Consider the following 18,153-nt stretch of genomic DNA (forward strand, 5'->3'; position numbering starts at 1 on the left):
CATGAAAAACATCGTCGTACTGGGCGGCGGCATCAGCGGCTACGGCTCCGCGATCCTCGCCAAAAAGAAAGGTTTCGGGGTCTTCCTTTCGGATGCCGGGAAGATCGCCGACCGTTACAAGGCCAAACTGGACGAATGGCAGGTCCCCTACGAGGAGGGCGGCCACACGGAGGAGCGCATCCTCGCCGCTGCGGAGGTCGTCAAGTCGCCGGGGATTCCCGATACGGCGCCCATCGTGCGGAAGGTCCGCGAGGCGGGCATTCCGGTGATCTCGGAGATCGAGTTCGCGGGCCGCTACATGGGCCGTGCGAAGTGCATCTGCATCACGGGCTCGAACGGCAAGACCACCACCACGTCGCTCATCTACAAGATCCTGCGCGACGCAGGCTGCAACGTGGCCCTCGGCGGCAACATCGGCGAGAGCTTCGCCTACTCCGTCGCCACGGGTTCGTACGACTGGTATGTCCTCGAATTGAGTTCGTTCCAGCTGGACGGCATGTACCGCTTCCGGGCCCATATCGGCGTGCTGATGAACATCACGCCCGACCACCTGGACCGCTACGACCACTGCTTCCAGAACTACGTCGACGCCAAGATGCGCATCACGCGGAACATGACCTCGCGCGACTGGTTCGTCTACTCGGGCGACGACCCGGTGATTGGCGGGGAGCTTCCGAAATACGACCTGCGGATGCGCCAGCTTCCCTTCATGGCGCACAGCGCCGTGGCGAGCGGCGCCGGCGATGCGTTCCTCTGCGACGGGAAGTTCACGGCCACGGCCGGGAAATCCTCCGTGGAGATCGACACCGCGAAGTTGCGGATCAAGGGGCTGCACAACGCCTACAACGCCATGGCGGCCTCGCTGGCGGCGCTGGCCGCCGGGATCGCCCCGGCGAAGATCCGCCGCTCGCTCTACGATTTCGCGCCCGTCGAGCACCGGCTCGAACCCGTGCTGGAAAAGGAGGGCGTGCTGTGGATCAACGACTCGAAGGCCACGAACGTCGATTCGGTCTACTATGCGCTGGAAAGCATGACCCGCCCCGTGGTGTGGATCGCCGGCGGTACGGACAAGGGCAACGACTACGAACCGTTGAAGGCTTTCGCGCGGGCGAAGGTCCGTACGCTGGTCTGCATGGGGCTGGACAACGAAAAACTCGTGCGCGAATTCACGGGCGTGGTCCCGGAGGTGGTCTCGACCGCGTCGCTCGATGCCGCGATGGAGGCCTGCAAGCGGGCGGCCCGTCCGGGCGATGCCGTGCTGCTGTCGCCGGCCTGCGCCAGCTTCGACCTGTTCAAGAACTACGAGAACCGGGGCGAACTCTTCAAGGAGTGGGTCCGGGAACACGCATAGAGAGAGGGATCGGTTATGGAGCGTGACGGATACGGATACGACGAACGGGCCGCGGCGGAACTCGCCCGCGATGCCGTGCCGCGTCGAACTGCGGGGCCTTCGGCTGCCGTATTCCCGGAGTCGGAGCCGGCTCCGGAGGCGCCCGGCGCACCTTCCGGGGCGCGGGACCGCCGTGCGGGGCGGAGCGGGACCGCCCCGGGAACGGAGGATCGGAACAACCGTCCGGACCGGATCCCGGAGGAGGCGGAGCGGCCGCGGTTCCGGCTCTTCACCGGCGACCGCGTGCTGTGGATCATCATCGCCGCGCTCTCCGTCATTTCGGTGCTGGTGGTCTACTCCTCGACGGCCAAGATGGCCTATGACGCCCATACGGCCCGGACAACGGCCCATTTCCTGCGTCAGCAACTGATGATTCTGGTGTTCAGTCTCGCCGTCATGGTTGCCGTGCAGAAGATCAACTGCCGGATCTACAACCTCTTTTCGCGGCCGATCTACTTCCTTTCGGTGGCCCTGACGCTGGCCGTCTATTTCATCGGCGCCACGACCAACGGCGCGGCGCGCTGGATCCCGCTGGGCCCCTTCCAGTTCCAGCCCTCCGAGGCGTTGAAGGTCGCCACGGTGCTCTTCCTGGCCCGGCAGCTGGCCGGACGCCAGTCGAAAATCGACCGCATCCGCATCGTCCCGAGCTGGAAGTTCTGGACATGGCGCTCGTCGGCCCTGCAACGCAAGATCTGGCACGAGGGCACGTGGCCCATCCTGATGCCCGTCTTCGTGTCGTGTCTGGTGATCTTCCCGGCGCACACCTCGTCGGCCGTGCTGGTCTTCCTGGCCTCGTGGGTCATGATGCTCATCGGGCGGGTGCGGTTCAGCGAACTGATGAAACTCGTGGGGTGGGCCGTTGCGGGCATCGTGCTCATCATGACCCTCAACCTCGGACGCAGCGAGACGGCCGAAGGCCGCGTCTCGACCTGGATTCACCTCTGGACCCAGCCGCAGACCGAAAAACCGATCGAGCATCTGACCGATACCGAACGCTCGATGATCGCCATCCACAACGGCGGCATCTTCGGTGAGGGCGCCGGGCAGAGCGCCATGCGCGTGGAGATGATCCACCCGGAGAGCGACTACGCCTACGCCTTCTTCGTCGAGGAGTACGGCATCATTCTGGCCGTGCTGCTGCTGATGCTCTACCTGTGGATCTTCTTCCGGGCGATCGAGATCTTCCGGCGCTGCGGAACGGCTTTCCCGGGGCTGCTGGTGCTGGGGCTGGCGCTGCTCATCACGTGTCAGGCGCTGCTGCACATCATGGTGACGGTGAACCTCATACCCGAGACGGGTCAGACCCTGCCGTTGATCTCGCGCGGCGGTTCGTCGGTGCTCTTCACGACCATTGCGCTGGGGATGATCCTGAGCGTCAGCCGCCAGAACGACGAGCAGTCGCACGACCGGCCGAAGAGCGAGGAGCTGCGGATCAACGGTTGACAAAAAACGGCGGCCGGAAACGCTCCGGCGCTCGGAATATAAAACCAGGAATATTTACTGATATCATGGAAGATATTCGTTTGGACAAATACCTCTGGGCCGTGCGGGTCTTCAAGACCCGCAGCGATGCCGCCGATGCCATCCGCACGAACAAGGTGACGGTGAACGGCTCCTACGCCAAGCCGTCGCGCGAGGTGAAGATCGGCGACGTGATCGCCGTGCGGAAACAGCAGGTGACCTACTCCTACAAGGTGCTCGACCTGGTGTCGAGCCGCCAGCCGGCCAAGAACGTCCCCGCCTACTGCCTCAACATCACCCCGCAGGAGGAGCTGGACAAACTCAACGTTCCGCGCGAGACGATCTTCGTCTTCCGCGACCGCGGCACCGGGCGTCCCACGAAGAAGGAGCGGCGCGAACTCGACTCGCTCATGGACGACCTCTACTACGACGATGAGGAGTGAGCGCCGGAGAGGCTGAAAAAGACCCGGAAACGGGACGCCGCACACCCTCCTTCCCCGAAAATACGAAGGCCGCCTCGAACGGGGCGGCCTTCGCAGTTGCAAATACGGGCTTATTTCTTGTTGAAGAAGTTCATGGTCAGGGCGCACCCCTGCGTGACGAACGAACGGATGGCGTCGACGAAGACCTTCAACCGTTCGGGCATCGCCTGCCGCTCCTCGTCGGTCCACTCGCCCAGCACGTACTCCACCTGATGTCCCCGGGGGAAGTCGCCGCCCACGCCGAAGCGCATCCGGGCATACTCCTCGGAGCCCAGCAGTTCGGCGATGTTCTTCAACCCGTTGTGTCCTCCGGCGCTCCCTTTGGGGCGCAGGCGCAGGGTCCCGAACGGCAGGGCGATGTCGTCCGAGACGACCAGCAGGTTTTCCAGCGGGATCTTTTCGGTGTCGAGCCAGTATCGGACGGCCTTTCCCGAGAGATTCATGTAGGTCGAGGGTTTCAGCAGCACGAGCGTGCGGCCCTTGTAGCGGACCTCGGCCACATCGCCGTAGCGCGCCGTGGTAAAAACAGCGTTGGACGCCTCTGCGAGGGCGTCCAACACTTTGAAACCGATGTTGTGGCGGGTTCCGACGTACTCGGCGCCGATGTTCCCGAGCCCAACAATGAGGTATTTCATGCCGTTTCAGCGACTATTTGGCGGCAGCCTCGGCACCGCGCGAAGCACGCGTTACGCGCACGGCGCAGACGGCCGTCGTGGCCGGAGTCACGAATTTCAGGTTCTCGAACTGCAAGTCGCCGACGAAGATCGTCTTGCCTACGCCGAGGGTCGTCACGTCGACGACGATCTCGTCGGGCAGGTTCTCGACCAGGGCGCTCACGGTCAGCTTGCGGGCCGACAGGACGAGCTTGCCGCCGACCTTCACGCCCTCGGCGTTACCGGTCAGACGTACCGGGATGGCGATCGAGACGGGTTTGCCGTCGGCGATGCGGTAGAAGTCCATGTGGAGGATCTCCTCACGAACGGGGTGGAACTGGGCCTCGCGCAGTACGGCAAGCTCCTTCTTGCCCTCGACGTCGAATTCGACGATGTAGGAGTTGGGGGTGTAGATCAGGGGTTTGATCTCGCGGGGATCCACGGAGAACATCTCCGTTTCGCCGTTTCCGCACAGTACGCAGGGGATGAAGCCCTCGCGGCGTACGGCTTTGGCGGCCTTCTTGCCGAACTCGGCACGTTTGGTGGCCTTTACCGAAATGGTTTTCATGATGTGTTTGTTTTTTAGTGTGTTACCTGCGGCGGTTCTCAATGCGGCCTCGGGGGTCGCATCCCATTTCCGCCTGTTCGGGGTGCAAAGATAAGCATTTGGATCGAAAAAAGAAACTTCGCAGCCCGAAAAACGCCCGGAATCACCCTTTTACACGAAAAAACGGGGAAGCGAACACTCTCCTCCCCGTTTTTCGATTCCGGAATTCCTTATTTCATGCCGCGGACGTGCTTCTCCCAGGCCCAGGCGGCTGCCAGCGTCTCGTCGAGCGAGCGCTCGGCCTTCCAGCCCAGCTCGGTGTTGGCCAGCGTCGGGTCGGCCCAGATGGCGATAATGTCGCCCTCGCGGCGCGGCGCGATCTTGTAGTTGAGCTTCATGTGGTTGACCTCCTCGAACTTGCGGACCAGTTCCAGCACCGAAACGCCGCGGCCGGTGCCGACGTTGAAGATCTCGTAGGGAGCCTTGTTCTTGTCCTCGATCATGCGGCGGATGGCAGCCACGTGGGCGCGGGCCAGGTCCACGACGTCGATGTAGTCGCGGATGCACGAACCGTCGGGCGTCGGGTAGTCGTCGCCGAACACCGAGAGGCATTCGCGGATGCCGGCAGCCGTCTGCGTGATGTAGGGCACGAGGTTCTGCGGCACGCCGCGCGGCAGTTCGCCGATCAGGGCCGACGGGTGGGCGCCGATGGGGTTGAAGTAGCGCAGGGCGATACCTTTCAGTCCGGGATAGGCGGCCAGCGAGTCGCGCAGGATATCCTCGCACATCTGCTTCGTGTTGCCGTAGGGCGAGGTGGCCGGCTTGCGGGGCGTCTGCTCCGTGACGGGCTGCTTCTCGGGTTCGCCGTAGACGGTGCACGACGACGAGAAGACGATGTTCTGACGGCCGAACTCGCGCATCAGCGAGATGACGTTCATGAACGACGTGAGGTTGTTGCCGTAGTATTCGAGGGGTTTCTGGACCGACTCGCCGACGGCTTTCGAGGCGGCGAAGTGGATCACCGAGTCGAATTCATACTGTTCGAAGACCTTGCGGAAGGCCTCGCGGTCGCAGCAGTCGACCTCAACGAAGGGGATCTCCACGCCGGTGATTTTGCGTACGCCCTCGACGGCGCCCATGTCGCTGTTGGAGAAGTTGTCGACGATGACCACGTCGTAGCCGGCATTGATCAGTTCGACGGTGGTGTGCGAGCCGATGTAACCGGCACCGCCGCTCACCAAGACACACGATTTTTTCATAAGTCGCAAAGATTGATTGAGTAACAAAGATACTCATTTTTTCGAAACAAGCGTGTCGGAACGGTGAAAATTTGCGGCGCGAAGGGGAGTGAAAGGGCGCGAAACGGGGCGGTTGACTGTCTTTTTTCGGGTTGGAGAGGGCTTTTGCACCGTTTTTTGCAGACCGGATCGTTGACCGGAGCCCTCTCTGCCGGCGGGGAGGACCGAGAATGCGGCGTTGGGTGCGGCAGTCCGGGAGAGGGTGGGAAATGCCGGTTGGAATTTCGTTTCGGCCGCGGAACTGACAAATCGTAACCCCGGGCGCGAAAAATTAATGTCGGCAAGTGTCTGTTTTTCGGAAATTTGTCGTACCTTTGTAACAGATTGATAGCCCGATAACCGGAATTTCATCAAAACCTTAACGCGATATGTACGGAAAAATTAAGGAGTACCTGCAACATGAACTCGCCGAAATCGAGGCCGCAGGGCTCTACAAGCACGAACGGATCATCTCGTCGCCCCAGCGGGCCGAGATCGAGGTTGCAGGTCGGAAGGTTCTGAACTTCTGCGCCAACAACTACCTCGGACTCTCGGACAACCCCCGCCTGATCGAGGCCGCAAAGCGCGCCATGGACGCCCGCGGCTACGGCATGTCCTCCGTCCGCTTCATCTGCGGCTGCCAGGACATCCACAAGGAGCTCGAAAAGGCCGTTTCGGACTACTTCGGAACCGAGGACACGATCCTCTATGCCGCCTGCTTCGATGCCAACGGCGGCGTCTTCGAACCCCTCTTCACCGACCAGGACGCCATCATCTCCGATGCCCTGAACCACGCCTCGATCATCGACGGCGTGCGTCTCTGCAAGGCCGTGCGCTACCGATACGCCAACGCCGACATGGCCGAACTCGAAGAGTGTCTGAAAAAGGCCCAGGCCCAGCGCTTCCGCATCATCTGCACCGACGGTGTCTTCTCGATGGACGGCAACGCCGCTCCGCTCGACAAAATCTGCGCCCTGGCCGAAAAGTACGACGCCCTGGTCATGGTTGACGAGTGCCACTCGGCAGGCGTCCTCGGTGCAACGGGCCGCGGCATCACCGAACTCTACAACCTCCGCGGACAGGTCGACATCCTCACCGGAACCCTCGGAAAGGCCTTCGGCGGCGCCGTGGGCGGATTCACCACCGGCCGCAAGGAGATCATCGACATGCTCCGCCAGCGTTCGCGCCCCTACCTCTTCTCGAACTCCCTGCCCCCCGCCGTCGTGGGCGCCGGAATCGAGATGTTCCGCATGCTGGCCGAAAGCAACGAACTCCACGACCGTCTGGTGGCCAACGTCGAGCACTTCCGCAAGGGCATGATGGCCGCCGGATTCGACATCAAACCCACGCAGTCGGCCATCTGCGCCGTGATGCTCTACGACGCGAAGCTCTCGCAGGACTTCGCCGCAAAGTTGCAGGACGAGGGCATCTTCGTCACGGGATTCTACTATCCGGTCGTCCCGAAGGGACAGGCCCGCATCCGCGTGCAGGTCTCCGCAGGCCACACCTTCGAACAGCTGGACCGCTGCATCGCCGCCTTCACCAAAATCGGCAAGGAGTTGAACGTCATCAAATAACCCCACAGATATGGCTAAAACGACATTGGACGCAATCGACCGCAAGATCCTCAAATACCTCATCAAGAATGCGCGCATGCCCTTCCTGGAAATCGCACGTGAGTGCGGCATCTCGGGTGCGGCCATCCACCAGCGCATCCGCAAGCTCGACGAAGCGGGCGTGATCCTCGGCAGCCGGCTGATCGTCGATCCGAAGGTGATCGGCTTCGACGTCTGCGCCTACATCAGCATCATGCTCAAAGATCCGCAGTTGCAGGCACATACGGTCGAGGAGCTCAAAAAAGTCGCCGAGATCGTCGAGTGCCACTACATCACCGGCAAGGGCAACATCCTTGTGAAACTCTACTGCGTGGATAACGAACACCTCATGCACACGATCTTCGACGGCATTCTGCGCATTCAGGGCATCGCCACCACCGAGACCAACATCTCGTTGCAGGAGGTCTTCCAGCGCGAGGTGAACGTCGACTTCATCGAGGAGTAGCCGGGGGCCGTGAGAGGGGCCGGGAGCGCGAGAGAGAGGGAGAGAGGAGCGAGAGGGGAAGAGGAGCGAGAGGAGAGGAAGAGATGAGGGGAAGAGATGAGGGGAAGAGGAGAGGAAGAGCCGTAAATGAGAACGGAAGAGAAACACGCCCCGGACACGTCCCGGAACTGAAAAACGGACGACCTGACAAAGGTCGTCCGTTTTTTTCGGGAAGTTTCGGCGTGTGCGGGTGTTTCGGGGCCGGGACCGGGCCGAGGCGGGACCGCCCCGAAACCGGCTCCGGGTCTGTGGGCCCGTGGGAGTGTGACGTTCGCAGACCCCCCCCCTCCCCTTCTGTCAACAGGAGGCGGCCAGCGACGAGGGCGTGACGCCCTGCGAATCGCGGGCCCAGTCGCCGTGTGCCCGGAGCACCTGCTCCACGATGTCGCGCACGGCACCCTCGCCGCCCCGGAACTCCGAGACGTAACGCGACGCTTCGATCACCTCGGCGGCCGAATCGGCCGGACAGACCGGAATCCCCACCTCGCGCATGCATTCCAGATCGGGAATGTCGTCGCCCATGTAGATCACGTCGGCCGGGTCGACACCCTCGTTGCGGAGGTATTCGTGCAGGGCCGCAATCTTGTCCATGCAGTCGAGGTAGTAGTGACGGATGCCGAGCATCCGCAGACGGTGTTCGAGCGTCTTGCCCCGCCCGCCCGTGATGACGCAGACGCGGTAGCCCATTTTCAGGGCATAGGCCAGGGCGTAGCCGTCCTTGGCGTTGTAGCGGCGGATGAAGTCGCCGTCGGCGGTCGGGATGATCCCGCCGTCGGTCATCACGCCGTCGACATCGAAGATGAAGGTCCGGCAGCGTGCTATCTCTTCCTTGAAGTTTGCCATATGTTTTTGCTGATTTGCGTATAGATCTCCTGTAAGGTGGGATCGCCGTCGAGCAGGGCCCGATGGCGCTCCTGCGTGGCGGTGTCGTTGCGCACGGCGGGGCCCGTCTGCACGTCGCGCGGCGAGCGGGCGTCGCAGGCTTTGGCCGCGGTCTCGGCGATCAGGGGTTTGAGCACCCCGAAGTCGAGTCCGGCGCGGCGCACCGTCTCCTCGCCGAGGGCGTACATGTGGTTGGCGAAGTTGCAGGCGAAGACCGCCGCGAGGTGTACCCGGGCGCGTTGCGCCGAGTCGGCCCAGAGCACCGTCCGGGAGAGCGTGCGGGCGAGGGATTCGAGTTCGGCCCGGAATCCGGGGTCCGCGGTTTCGAGAAAGATCGGGATGACCGAGAAATCCACCGGGCGTCCCTTCGTGAAGGTCTGCATCGGGTAGAAGACCGCGCGGCGTGCGAAATGCCCGGGGATGGCTTCCAGCGGTACGCTTCCGGCGGTGTGGGCCACGGCGGCCGATGCGGGGATCGGGAGCGTCGAGGCTACCTCGGCGACGGCGCGGTCGCTCACGGCGATCAGATAGAGGTCGGCCGTGCGGTCGAGTCCGGCGGGGTCGTCGCTCCATCCGCATCCGGCGATGCGGGCTACGGCGGGGCCGCGCTCCGGGTTCCGGGCCCAGATCTGTACGGCTTCGAGACTGCTGGCGGCGACGGCGCGGGCCAGCGCCTCCGCCAGATTGCCGCTTCCGATGATGACGATGCGTTTCATGGGGTGCGTTTCGGAGGTCATAGCAGGTCGGTCAGCCGCACGTTTTCCGGGGATTGGCGTACGGTCTGTTTCAGGATTTCGAGTTCCCGGTTCACGCGGGCCAGTTCGGGGGTCTGCCCGAGGTCGAGTGTGGCCTGCCCCGTCCGTTCGACGGCTTCCAGAATGCCGTAGACGGTCGTCGACGCAAGGTCATGCGCCGGGGTGAAGGCCACGTCGCGTTCGCCGTCGCCGCTGCGCACGGCGATCAGCTGCCCGGCCTGCACGAGCTGGAAGAGCACGTCATTGACGATGCGGGTCGGGAGTCCGAGGCGTTCGCGGATCGTATCGGTCGAGAGCGTTCCTCCGTGGTCACGGAAATTCCGCGCCACGAGGATCATCACCGCGAGGAGCACCTTGCGGCGCTGGTCGTAGCTGATCCGGAGGGATTCGCGCTCCTCGGCGAAGCGGCTGATGTTCTGGTAGGCGAACGAGAGTTCGCCGCCGAAGAGGAGGATCTCCCACGAGGTCTGCATCCAGATGAGGAAGAGCGGCAGGGCGGCGAAACTTCCGTAGATGGCGTTGTAGGAGGTCATCCAGCGCTGGACGTAGACGTATCCCCACTGGAAGAGCAGGAAGATGGTCCCGGCGACGATCCCGGCCATCAGGGCGCTCTGGAAGCGCACCCGGGCGTTGGGGATGATCAGGTAGAGGAGCGTGAACATCGTCCAGATGATGACCATCGAGGCGAGGTGCGAGAGCGTGTTGAAGTACCACTTGTCGTAGAGTCCGAGCAGCTGTTCGACGTAGTCGCCGGCGGCGTTGGCGAGGATCCAGAGCACGGGGACGATCATCACCACGGCGATGTAGTCGGTCCATTGGCGTGCGATGCTGCGGGCGACCTTGACCTCCCAGATGTTGTTGAAGGCGCTCTCGATGGAGCCGAAGACGCGGATCACGGCCCAGAAGAGCATCACCAGACCCACGGCGGCCACGACGCCGCCCTGGGTGCGGGCGAGGGCGTTTTCGGCGAATCCGACGATGTAGTCGATGGTTTCGGGATGGCGGGGGAAGATTCCGTAGAGGTTTTCGACGAGTCCGTCGGTGAGCCCGAATCCCTTGACGACGGCGAAGACGACGGCGAGGATCGGGACGAGCGACATCAGCGTGTAGAAGGTGAGGGCCGCGGAGCGGACCAGCGTTCCGTGCTCGACCAGCCCGCGGGCCGTGTAGAAGAGCAGGCGGTACTGCTGCACGAGCCACCGCACGACGGGGTTGCGCCATTCGCTGACGTCCTGGCGGAAGATCGTGTCGGTGAAGTAGGTGAAGAGCTGTCGGAGTTTCATGGGCCTTGTCCGCCGTCGCGGCGCTTTCGACAAAGATAGCTATTTTAGCCGGATCGCCCAAAAATCGTTCCCGATTTTCGTGAAGGCCATCCGCACGTCGGCGCCGGGGTGAGCGCCGAGCCGCCGCATCAGTTCGTCGGGCGGCAGCGGGAAGTCGCGTTTGAGGATCTCGACGCCGCGCCCTTTCAGTCCGCGTTTCAACCGTTTCGGGTCGTAGGGTTCGATGGACTCAATGGGCGATACGCGCCCGATCACGCCGTGCGGCTCCGCGGCGGCGAATCCGAATCCGTTGTCGCTCCAACAGTCGGCCTTGCCGGCCAGGTGGAGCCGCGTCAGGCGGGCCTTGCGCAGTGCGACGTCGGGGATCACGAGCCAGCGGAAGCGCTCCGGATCGAACGGCGGGGTTTCGGGCGGCACGGCTCCGGGTGCGGCCGCGAAGCTCCCGATGCCGAGGGCCGTGGCCGTGACGAGCGGTCCCGTTCCGTCGGCGTAGATGAGCATCTCCTTGCACTCGTCGCCGAGCGAGAGAACCTCCACGCGGCTGTCGGGGAAGAGCCGCAGGGCCTCGTCCACGTCGAACAGCGGGGAGTTTTTCAGACAGAGCCGTGCGGTGATGCGGTCGATTTTTGGTTTCAGTGCCACGATGTCGGGCGAGCAGGCTTCCAGCAGGACCAACTTGCGCCCTTCGGCCGAACGCCGGTCGGGATCGGCGTAGATCCAGTCGAAGTGCAGCCCCTCCTGCCGGAGGTACTCCTCGGCCGAAGTGTTCACGACCTCGATATTCGCCACGCCCATTCTCGAAAAATTCTCCGACGTGATCCGGGCCAGCAGCGGGTCGCGTTCGAGGGCCACGACGCGGCGAAACCGTCGGGAGAGGTAGAGACTGTCGACCCCGAGTCCGCAGGTGAGGTCCAGCACCGTGTCGCCCTCGATCGCCTTGTGGGCGGCCGTCGCCTCGCTCGACGCCTGCTCGAAGGCCCGCGGCGGGAGGATGCACTGCACGGCGGCATACGTCGGGAGTTTGCGTTCGGCACGCGCGAGGTACTTGACCTGCGTGGCCACGAGCCGGGCATGGGGCACCGTGCGGTCGAACGCCACGTCCAGCGGGTCGCGTCCGCGGGCGGCGGCGACGGCCTGCCGGAGCTCCTCGGTACGCAGCAGTTCGAATTCTTCGGCGGTGATCATGGGTGTGAAGGGGTCGTTTACAGACGCAAAGGTAGGCTTTTTTTCGGTTCCCGGCACCCTGCGGCGAGGGTTGCGGCGAGGAAAAACAGGTAGACAAGCAATGTCGGTGTCGTTCCGAGCGTCCAGTCGGCGGCACCTCCGGGCAGCGAGGCCGTTGTGCGGGCCAGCAGATTGACGGCCTCGGCGGCCTTGCCCGTCACCACTCCGAAAAGCGGTGCGAGCCACCCGACGGGCAGGAGCATCCAGAGGGCGCCGCCGAAGACCACGACACCGGCGATCAGAATGGCTGCCGGATTGATGAGCAGCCCTGCCAGCGGCACGACACCGAAGACGTGGGAGACGAGCGGAGCGGTGGCCAGCGTGGCCGTCAGTCCGATCAGATAGGCGTCGATGACGGCGTTCAGCCACCGGCGGCGGGTCCGGCACCTCCGGCAGAGGGGTACGCCCCAGACGAGGATGCCCGCCACGGCGAGGAACGACAGTTGGAAGCTGATGTCACCGATCCAGTTGGGATTCCAGAGCAGCATGCCGAAGGCGGCCGTGGCCAGGGCGTTCATTCCGACATACTCCGAGGCCGACGCGAGGGCGGTTTGCAGGAGGGTGCACATCACGGCGGCACGCACGGCGCTGGGCGGAAACCCGGCCGCGGCGACAAAGAGCCAGACGGCCGCCGCCGCGAGGATGTTTTTCAGCAGATGGCCCCGCCGCAGCAGGGGCAGCCACCAGAGCAGCACGTTTATGACGACGAAGACGATCCCCGTATGGAGCCCCGATACGGCCAGCAGATGGGACAGCCCGCTGCGGGAGTAGGCCGTGCGCAGGTCGGCGGGGATGCCGCGACGCTCGCCTGCGGCCATCGCCTCGACGACGGCGCGGGCTTCGGGTTTCATCGGGAGCCGCTCCAACCGTTCGACGGCCCGGCGGTGGAGGTTCGCGGCATGGAGCATCTTCCGGTCGAGGATCGCCCGCTCCCCGATCCACAGCGTCCCGGCATAGCCCCGCCGCTCCATCAGCCGGCGGTAGCTCTCCGCACCGCCCCGGAACGGGCGCACCGTGCCCCGGCAGCGGATGCGCTCTCCGGCCCGGAGTTCCGTCAGCGAATCGGCATAGAGCCGGATCCGGGCGTCCGAAGCGTTCCAGTGCCCGTCCGCAGGGTTCCGCCAGGCCGTTACGACGGCATCGGCCGACGAGTAGCGCGCCCGCTCGACGGGAAACCCCTCCACGACGATCTCGTAGAGGGTGTACACCTCGCGCGGGACGCTCACTTCGGGAGTCCGGAGCTGTGCGGCGGCGAATCCCGCCGTGAGGAGCATCGCCGCGGCGGCAGCTCCCGAACGCAGCAGCAGGGCCACGACTCCCGTACAGACGAAAGCCCCTGCGAGAAACCACAGGGGCAGTTCGTACGTTCCGGCCAGGGCGATCCCCGCGGCGAAGGGCGCGAGGAGCTTGACCATCGGCATACGGTCGAGCCGATCCAACAGGCAGGTGATTTTCATACCTGCAAGATACACAAAATATGTTGAAAAAAGTCAGGAGTCTCCCCGGAAGAGCCTCCATCCTTCCGCGACCTGCCGCATGTCGGCCGGCGTGCCGTTCTCCACGCGCGAGATGGCGGCCGCAACGGGGATCATGGTCCGGGCGTCGTGCGTGTCGAGTCGTTCGTCGGAGTCGAGGCCCGTGTCGGCGGCCACGGCGCGGATGTAGGCGTCGGTGTGGTTCTCCGAGGGCGGAGCCCAGCGGGAGATCATCCCCCGGAGGGTGTCGAGCCCGTAGCGGATGCGGTAGGTGTCGAGCAGCACGAAGATGGCGCGGTAGCCCCAGGCGAGGCTTTCGAACTCCTTGAATGCGGGGTCCCGCGAAGGCCGGACCTCGCCCCGGTAGCGGGCCTTCGACTGCCGGATGTTCCCCGGATTGCGGTTATCGAGTCCCCGTGCCATAGTCGTCGTCGCGGATTTGGAGGTGGGATTCCATGCGGCGTTTGGCGTAGCGGCGCAGCCAGCGGAAGAGCGGCGCTTCGGAGAACTGCGCGGCGTTTTCGAGGAACGACCAGAACTCCACGCCGCAGGTGAATCCGGTGAAGAGCTTGGCCAGATTCAACTGCATGAAATCCAGTACGAAACGGTCGAGCATCCAGGCCATGGCGATGGCCGTGACGGCGAGTCCCGTCTTGGCGACGGTTCGCCAGGCCTTGCAGCTCTCGAAATACCACTCCCTGCCTGCGCGCCGGGCCGCGGCCCGGTCGGCGAAGATGCCCGATACGAAGTCCACCCCGATGAAGAGCAGCGTGGTGGCCACGAGCGGGTTGATGGGTGCGAACAGCGCGGCGATCCCCGCCGCGAGGCCGCTAACGAATCTGAACAAAGCCTCCATCGGTCGTGCAGCGGTTGAGGATGTTTTTTTCGGGGAGGTATTCCGGGAACTCCCGGCGGTGGCTGTCGAGATACGCGACGGCGCGCCGCAGGAGCGTGCGGGCTTCGCTGCGCAGGGCACGGCATTGGCGGCGGAGCGCCTCCTTGTCGGCGGGCTGTCCCCAGGAGGATTTCGGCTCCGTGGTGCCGCACTGCCCGGTGCGGATGTCGAGGCGCGGTTGGAGCGCCAGCCGGGTGAAGAGCGCCGCGGGCGCCGCGAGGTATTCGTCGCGGAATTCGGCATGGGTGCCGGCGAGGAGCTTTTCGTACAGCTCCGGGCCGATCACGGGAACGATGTAACGCTGTTCGGCTGCGGCGATGTCAGCTTCGCCGAAGGTGTCGGGCGGGAGGTTTTCACCGTTTCCGAAGGCGAGTTTCAGCACTTGGAGGGGTGTGATGAGCGTATTCATGTGCGGGTGTTTTTGCGGAGATCCGCCGTCGTGCGACGCCGGACGATCGGGACCGTCCGGCACCGCACGGCGGATCATCCGATGCTGGTGACGTTGTATTTGGTGATTTCGGAGAGGAAGTACTGCTGCTTCGGATCCTCGGGGTCGTAGTCGAGACCGTCGGCCTTGCGGGCCTCCCAGACCTTCATGTAGATGGGTTTCGAGCGGGTCGGCGGACGGTTGACGATCTGCAACGACGCGGTGTCGAGCCCCAGCACCGCGGTGATGACGGTGCGGATCGGTTCGGTGAGCTCGGCCTGCTCGGCGAGGATCACCGTGTTGAGGGCCACTTCGTACTCGTGGAGGATGCGCTCGGCGTTGAATCCCGAGGCGTAGTCCAGCCCGCTGAGGGTCCGGAACCAGGAGTGCGCCACGACGATGTCGCCGACGGCCTGCTCGTGCAGGGCCTGCCAGTCTCCCTCGTTCTGGGCGGCGATGGGGATGAACCGCGAGTTGTCGTCGTCGCCTCCGTCGCGGATGACGAACATCACCTGCCCGGGGTTTCCGGCGAACTTCCGCTCGGCCATCCTTACGATGCGTTCGGCCTCGGCCTCGTTGTCGACCGACGAGTCGAGCATCATCACGCCCGAGAGCTGGAAGGAGTTGTCCAGGCGCGAGATGTTCCAGCGGTCGGTCTTGTAGGCGATTGCCGAGACGTTGAATCCGGCGATGTAGGTCGGGACGCCGTAGTGCTCGAACATGGGTTCGTAATCCTTGTAGTGGATGATGGCGCGGAGGGTTCCGTCGTTCTGTGGCTCGAAGTTCGGATAGAGGGGCAGCGACCGGGCCTCGGAGGCCTTGAACGCCGACCAGTCGTGGTGCAGGAGGATGTGCTCCGAGTCGCGGGCCACGCGGCAGCGGGAGGCGTCCTGATGGAAGAGCGAGAGGAACGAACGGTCGGCATCGGTGACGATTTCGAGGAAGGCGTTTCCGAAGAGCGATTTGTCGAAGGCGAGCTTGTTGAGGAGCTGCCGCAGCGTTTCGCCGCTGCCGTTCACGTCCCGGAGGAAGGCGGCCAGAGCGGGCTGCCGGGCCTCGTCGCAGACGAACCCCTTGCCCGAGATGTAGTCGGCCTTGTCGTTGATGATGCGGCGGTGGGTGGTCGAACGCCGGGCCATCAGCGCGAGCGCCGCGGGGAAGAGGTTGTCGTCGCCCCAGCGCCAGAAACGGTCGTTTTCGACGCGCACGGCGCCCAGGGTCAGGTAGGGGTCGGTGCGGTTGGCGACGCCTACGGCGGTTTTGAATTTTTTCGCTTTGCTCATGGCGTATACGGGGTTTCGGGGAAGCGCCGCCGCAGCCGGCGGGGCTGCGGGCGGCGTCCGGGGTTGGTTACTGTTTGTAGGCGTAGGTGATCAGGCTCTCGTCGAGGACCGTGCATCCGGCCATGAAGACGGCGCGCTGGCGGTTCTCCATCTCGTCGGGGTTGTACCACATGCGGACCTCGTTTCCGGGCATGTCGGCGGTGTTGACGGCCATGACGAGGTTGCGGGTGTCGGTGAGCATGCAGAACGACCGGTGGTAGGTGATCAGGCTTTCGAGATAGCTGCCGATCCGGACGTCGATGATCGGGATTCCGTGGTAGGCGAGTCGCGGGCGGCCGTTCACCGTGTCGACGTAGGCGGAGTCGACGCCTTTCGAGTCGAGGTACTTTTCGTAGAGGTGGCAGATGTCCGAGGAGACGAAATAGGCGAGATGTCCGTCGCCCTTCATGTCCTGAACGCGGGGTTCGGCGTTGACCCAGAGCTTGTCGAGCAGTTCGGCGATGTAGTTGGGGTCTTCCAGGTCGGTGCTCTGGTAGGTGATGTTGTAGACGGCCTGCTCGGTGACGAGATCCTTGATGATTTTGAGGAATCCGTCGAAGGTGTTGTACCCCGAATCGGCGGAGGTGTCGCCGATCCACATCGTGGCGCGGATGTTTTCGGCGAGGGCCTGCCGGAAGAGTTCGGTTTCGGCCTGTTCGAGGATCGTGCCGGAGAGATCCTCCATGTTCGTGTCGGTGATGGCCGCGATCTTTTCGTAGACCATCGAGAAGTAGTCGGCGGCGGAGAATCCGATTTCGGCCTTCACGCGTTGGAGGTCGATGGCTTTTTCGACGCGCTTGGTTGCGGTACCTCCGGCCCAGCCTGCCGAGGTGAACTTCTGGAGGATGTTGCGCTGTCCGTCCCAGAGCTGGATATGGGTGGACTGGGGCATGTTGTAAAGGACGCGCACGCCGAGTTCCTGGGCCGAATCGCCGGTCAGAATGGGGCGGAAGAAGATGTTTTCGAGGTCGGAACCGGTGTACTGTTTCGAATTTTCAAGGTAAGTCATGGTTTTTGTGTTTTTTTGAGGGTTTATGAATCGGTTTCGGACCGGGGATTTCCCGCAGTCCGGTATCGTATGTGAGGTTGGGAGGGGGCCGGTCGTCAGTTGCGGAAGCATTTGGCGTCTTCGGCGTAGGCGCGTTCGTTGGCCGAGCGGAGGGCTTCGCCGCAGGAGGGATCCTCGCAGGGAAGAACCCGGGTCGGGGTGATCCGTTTCCGGGTCTCCTGCGCGGCGACGGCCGAACGGCGGTGCAGCTCCCGCAGTTCGTCGGCGGTGTGGAGGATGTTCCGGTCGGCGGCGGGCTGTCCGGCGGGCTTCACGCCGATCTCGGCGAGCAGACGGCGCCATCCGCGTGCGAGGTTCCGGGCCAGCGATGCGGGCTCCTGTGCGGCGGTTTCGATCACGCGGTCTGCGAGCCCCGCCTCGACGGCCTCCCGGGGTGAGAGCCATCGTCCGTTTCCGTTGTTCTCGGCCATGAGGGCCGCGAACTCCTCGTCGGGGCGTCCCGAACGGGCGGCGTAAACCGCGGCGATGCGGGCGTCGGTCTGCCGCAGGAGTTCGATTTCGCCGGCGATTTCCGCGGCGTTTCCCTCCGTGGCGCAGATCGAGTTGTGGATCAGGTAGAGAGCGTTTTCCGAGATTTCGCGCCCGCCTTCCGAGGCGGCCTGTGCGATGATCGTGGCAGCCGAGGCGGTGTATCCGTAGCAGCGGGTTACGATGCGTGCGGAGAGCTGGCGGAGGGCGTCGAGGATCAGCAGGGCGTCGTTGACATCGCCGCCCGTGGAGCGGATGTTGACCACGACCAGCGGGGCGTCGATCTCGGCGATGCGTTTCAGGGCGTCGCGGAACCGTTCATAGGTGGCCACGCGGGCGTCGGGGTCATCGAACTGCCACTCTTCGGGGATTCCGATCGTCCCTTCGATGTCGATCTGGCATACGTCGGAGGCGTTGTTGATTTGGATTTCCGATTTCATGAT

The 18,153-nt window shown here is 64.0% G+C and carries 19 protein-coding genes; 5 read left to right on the forward strand and 14 right to left on the reverse strand.

Features of this window, described 5'->3' with window-relative positions; all coding sequences use genetic code 11:
* Nucleotide 1: 1 nt before the first annotated feature.
* The 3 genes from murD to B5G16_RS00975 all read left to right on the forward strand — a co-directional run bounded on the left by murD (nt 2) and on the right by B5G16_RS00975 (nt 3,294).
* Nucleotides 2–1,351: a UDP-N-acetylmuramoyl-L-alanine--D-glutamate ligase gene (gene murD, locus B5G16_RS00965; RefSeq protein WP_087260179.1), complete on the forward strand. Its 1,350-nt coding sequence runs from the start codon at nt 2–4 to the stop codon at nt 1,349–1,351.
* 15 nt (nt 1,352–1,366) lie between these two features.
* A complete protein-coding gene (locus B5G16_RS00970) occupies nt 1,367–2,833 on the forward strand; it encodes an FtsW/RodA/SpoVE family cell cycle protein (protein WP_087260181.1) in 1,467 nt (488 codons plus the stop codon).
* A 65-nt stretch (nt 2,834–2,898) separates the two neighbouring features.
* Nucleotides 2,899–3,294, forward strand: a complete 396-nt coding sequence (locus B5G16_RS00975; protein WP_087260184.1) for an RNA-binding S4 domain-containing protein — start codon at nt 2,899–2,901, stop codon at nt 3,292–3,294.
* 110 nt (nt 3,295–3,404) lie between these two features.
* Here B5G16_RS00975 and pth read toward each other — a convergent pair whose 3' ends face one another.
* From pth to galE, 3 genes are all read right to left on the reverse strand, one after another.
* On the reverse strand, nt 3,405–3,968 hold the full coding sequence (pth, locus tag B5G16_RS00980) for an aminoacyl-tRNA hydrolase (protein ID WP_087260186.1): 564 nt from the start codon (nt 3,966–3,968) through the stop codon (nt 3,405–3,407).
* Nucleotides 3,969–3,981: 13 nt separating this feature from the next.
* Complete coding sequence (locus B5G16_RS00985) at nt 3,982–4,554, reverse strand: 50S ribosomal protein L25/general stress protein Ctc (RefSeq protein WP_087260188.1); 573 nt, start codon at nt 4,552–4,554, stop codon at nt 3,982–3,984.
* A 209-nt stretch (nt 4,555–4,763) separates the two neighbouring features.
* A complete protein-coding gene (gene galE, locus B5G16_RS00990; RefSeq protein ID WP_087260511.1) occupies nt 4,764–5,792 on the reverse strand; it encodes a UDP-glucose 4-epimerase GalE in 1,029 nt (342 codons plus the stop codon).
* Nucleotides 5,793–6,199: 407 nt separating this feature from the next.
* Here galE and kbl point away from each other — a divergent pair, with 407 nt between their 5' ends.
* Nucleotides 6,200–7,387: a glycine C-acetyltransferase gene (gene kbl, locus B5G16_RS00995; RefSeq protein WP_087260190.1), complete on the forward strand. Its 1,188-nt coding sequence runs from the start codon at nt 6,200–6,202 to the stop codon at nt 7,385–7,387.
* Nucleotides 7,388–7,397: 10 nt separating this feature from the next.
* Complete coding sequence (locus B5G16_RS01000) at nt 7,398–7,871, forward strand: Lrp/AsnC family transcriptional regulator (protein ID WP_087260192.1); 474 nt, start codon at nt 7,398–7,400, stop codon at nt 7,869–7,871.
* A 336-nt stretch (nt 7,872–8,207) separates the two neighbouring features.
* On the opposite strand, the gene B5G16_RS01005 is transcribed toward B5G16_RS01000, so the two are convergent.
* The 11 genes from B5G16_RS01005 to B5G16_RS01055 all read right to left on the reverse strand — a co-directional run bounded on the left by B5G16_RS01005 (nt 8,208) and on the right by B5G16_RS01055 (nt 18,150).
* On the reverse strand, nt 8,208–8,753 hold the full coding sequence (locus B5G16_RS01005) for a KdsC family phosphatase (protein WP_087260193.1): 546 nt from the start codon (nt 8,751–8,753) through the stop codon (nt 8,208–8,210).
* Complete coding sequence (locus B5G16_RS01010) at nt 8,729–9,508, reverse strand: Rossmann-like and DUF2520 domain-containing protein (protein WP_087260512.1); 780 nt, start codon at nt 9,506–9,508, stop codon at nt 8,729–8,731. The genes B5G16_RS01005 and B5G16_RS01010 overlap by 25 nt, the downstream gene beginning before the upstream one ends.
* 17 nt (nt 9,509–9,525) lie before the next feature.
* Nucleotides 9,526–10,830 (reverse strand): YhjD/YihY/BrkB family envelope integrity protein, encoded by a 1,305-nt coding sequence (locus tag B5G16_RS01015; RefSeq protein ID WP_087260195.1) that lies wholly within the window; start codon nt 10,828–10,830, stop codon nt 9,526–9,528.
* 39 nt (nt 10,831–10,869) lie between these two features.
* The gene (locus B5G16_RS01020; RefSeq protein ID WP_087260197.1) at nt 10,870–12,015 is read right to left on the reverse strand and encodes a THUMP-like domain-containing protein; all 1,146 of its coding nucleotides are present in this window, start codon (nt 12,013–12,015) and stop codon (nt 10,870–10,872) included.
* Between the two features lie 17 nt (nt 12,016–12,032).
* Nucleotides 12,033–13,511 (reverse strand): ComEC/Rec2 family competence protein, encoded by a 1,479-nt coding sequence (locus B5G16_RS01025; protein WP_087260199.1) that lies wholly within the window; start codon nt 13,509–13,511, stop codon nt 12,033–12,035.
* A gap of 33 nt (nt 13,512–13,544) precedes the next feature.
* Complete coding sequence (locus B5G16_RS01030) at nt 13,545–13,952, reverse strand: structural protein P5 (RefSeq protein WP_087260201.1); 408 nt, start codon at nt 13,950–13,952, stop codon at nt 13,545–13,547.
* Nucleotides 13,933–14,385 carry a phage holin family protein gene (locus B5G16_RS01035; protein ID WP_087260203.1) on the reverse strand — a complete coding sequence of 151 codons (453 nt, stop codon included), beginning with the start codon at nt 14,383–14,385 and terminating at the stop codon, nt 13,933–13,935. The genes B5G16_RS01030 and B5G16_RS01035 overlap by 20 nt, the downstream gene beginning before the upstream one ends.
* Nucleotides 14,360–14,833 (reverse strand): DUF6712 family protein, encoded by a 474-nt coding sequence (locus B5G16_RS01040; protein ID WP_087260514.1) that lies wholly within the window; start codon nt 14,831–14,833, stop codon nt 14,360–14,362. Before B5G16_RS01040 ends, B5G16_RS01035 begins: the two co-directional genes overlap by 26 nt.
* Before the next feature lie 74 nt (nt 14,834–14,907).
* Nucleotides 14,908–16,134, reverse strand: a complete 1,227-nt coding sequence (locus B5G16_RS01045; RefSeq protein ID WP_087260205.1) for a phage portal protein — start codon at nt 16,132–16,134, stop codon at nt 14,908–14,910.
* 67 nt (nt 16,135–16,201) lie between these two features.
* On the reverse strand, nt 16,202–17,182 hold the full coding sequence (locus B5G16_RS01050) for a hypothetical protein (protein WP_087260208.1): 981 nt from the start codon (nt 17,180–17,182) through the stop codon (nt 16,202–16,204).
* Nucleotides 17,183–17,277: 95 nt separating this feature from the next.
* Nucleotides 17,278–18,150, reverse strand: a complete 873-nt coding sequence (locus B5G16_RS01055; RefSeq protein WP_087260209.1) for a Clp protease ClpP — start codon at nt 18,148–18,150, stop codon at nt 17,278–17,280.
* Nucleotides 18,151–18,153 lie beyond the last annotated feature (3 nt).

Source organism: Alistipes sp. An66, from assembly GCF_002161445.1.
GTDB classification, from domain to species: domain Bacteria; phylum Bacteroidota; class Bacteroidia; order Bacteroidales; family Rikenellaceae; genus Alistipes; species Alistipes cottocaccae.

What these genes read in the sequence shown, in the direction of transcription:
- murD (WP_087260179.1), top strand. Translation starts at nt 2, where the DNA reads ATGAAAAACATCGTCGTACTGGGCGGCGGCATCAGCGGCTACGGCTCC.
- B5G16_RS00970 (WP_087260181.1), top strand. Translation starts at nt 1,367, where the DNA reads ATGGAGCGTGACGGATACGGATACGACGAACGGGCCGCGGCGGAACTC.
- B5G16_RS00975 (WP_087260184.1), top strand. Translation starts at nt 2,899, where the DNA reads ATGGAAGATATTCGTTTGGACAAATACCTCTGGGCCGTGCGGGTCTTC.
- pth (WP_087260186.1), bottom strand. Translation starts at nt 3,968, where the DNA reads ATGAAATACCTCATTGTTGGGCTCGGGAACATCGGCGCCGAGTACGTC.
- B5G16_RS00985 (WP_087260188.1), bottom strand. Translation starts at nt 4,554, where the DNA reads ATGAAAACCATTTCGGTAAAGGCCACCAAACGTGCCGAGTTCGGCAAG.
- galE (WP_087260511.1), bottom strand. Translation starts at nt 5,792, where the DNA reads ATGAAAAAATCGTGTGTCTTGGTGAGCGGCGGTGCCGGTTACATCGGC.
- kbl (WP_087260190.1), top strand. Translation starts at nt 6,200, where the DNA reads ATGTACGGAAAAATTAAGGAGTACCTGCAACATGAACTCGCCGAAATC.
- B5G16_RS01000 (WP_087260192.1), top strand. Translation starts at nt 7,398, where the DNA reads ATGGCTAAAACGACATTGGACGCAATCGACCGCAAGATCCTCAAATAC.
- B5G16_RS01005 (WP_087260193.1), bottom strand. Translation starts at nt 8,753, where the DNA reads ATGGCAAACTTCAAGGAAGAGATAGCACGCTGCCGGACCTTCATCTTC.
- B5G16_RS01010 (WP_087260512.1), bottom strand. Translation starts at nt 9,508, where the DNA reads ATGAAACGCATCGTCATCATCGGAAGCGGCAATCTGGCGGAGGCGCTG.
- B5G16_RS01015 (WP_087260195.1), bottom strand. Translation starts at nt 10,830, where the DNA reads ATGAAACTCCGACAGCTCTTCACCTACTTCACCGACACGATCTTCCGC.
- B5G16_RS01020 (WP_087260197.1), bottom strand. Translation starts at nt 12,015, where the DNA reads ATGATCACCGCCGAAGAATTCGAACTGCTGCGTACCGAGGAGCTCCGG.
- B5G16_RS01025 (WP_087260199.1), bottom strand. Translation starts at nt 13,511, where the DNA reads ATGAAAATCACCTGCCTGTTGGATCGGCTCGACCGTATGCCGATGGTC.
- B5G16_RS01030 (WP_087260201.1), bottom strand. Translation starts at nt 13,952, where the DNA reads ATGGCACGGGGACTCGATAACCGCAATCCGGGGAACATCCGGCAGTCG.
- B5G16_RS01035 (WP_087260203.1), bottom strand. Translation starts at nt 14,385, where the DNA reads ATGGAGGCTTTGTTCAGATTCGTTAGCGGCCTCGCGGCGGGGATCGCC.
- B5G16_RS01040 (WP_087260514.1), bottom strand. Translation starts at nt 14,833, where the DNA reads ATGAATACGCTCATCACACCCCTCCAAGTGCTGAAACTCGCCTTCGGA.
- B5G16_RS01045 (WP_087260205.1), bottom strand. Translation starts at nt 16,134, where the DNA reads ATGAGCAAAGCGAAAAAATTCAAAACCGCCGTAGGCGTCGCCAACCGC.
- B5G16_RS01050 (WP_087260208.1), bottom strand. Translation starts at nt 17,182, where the DNA reads ATGACTTACCTTGAAAATTCGAAACAGTACACCGGTTCCGACCTCGAA.
- B5G16_RS01055 (WP_087260209.1), bottom strand. Translation starts at nt 18,150, where the DNA reads ATGAAATCGGAAATCCAAATCAACAACGCCTCCGACGTATGCCAGATC.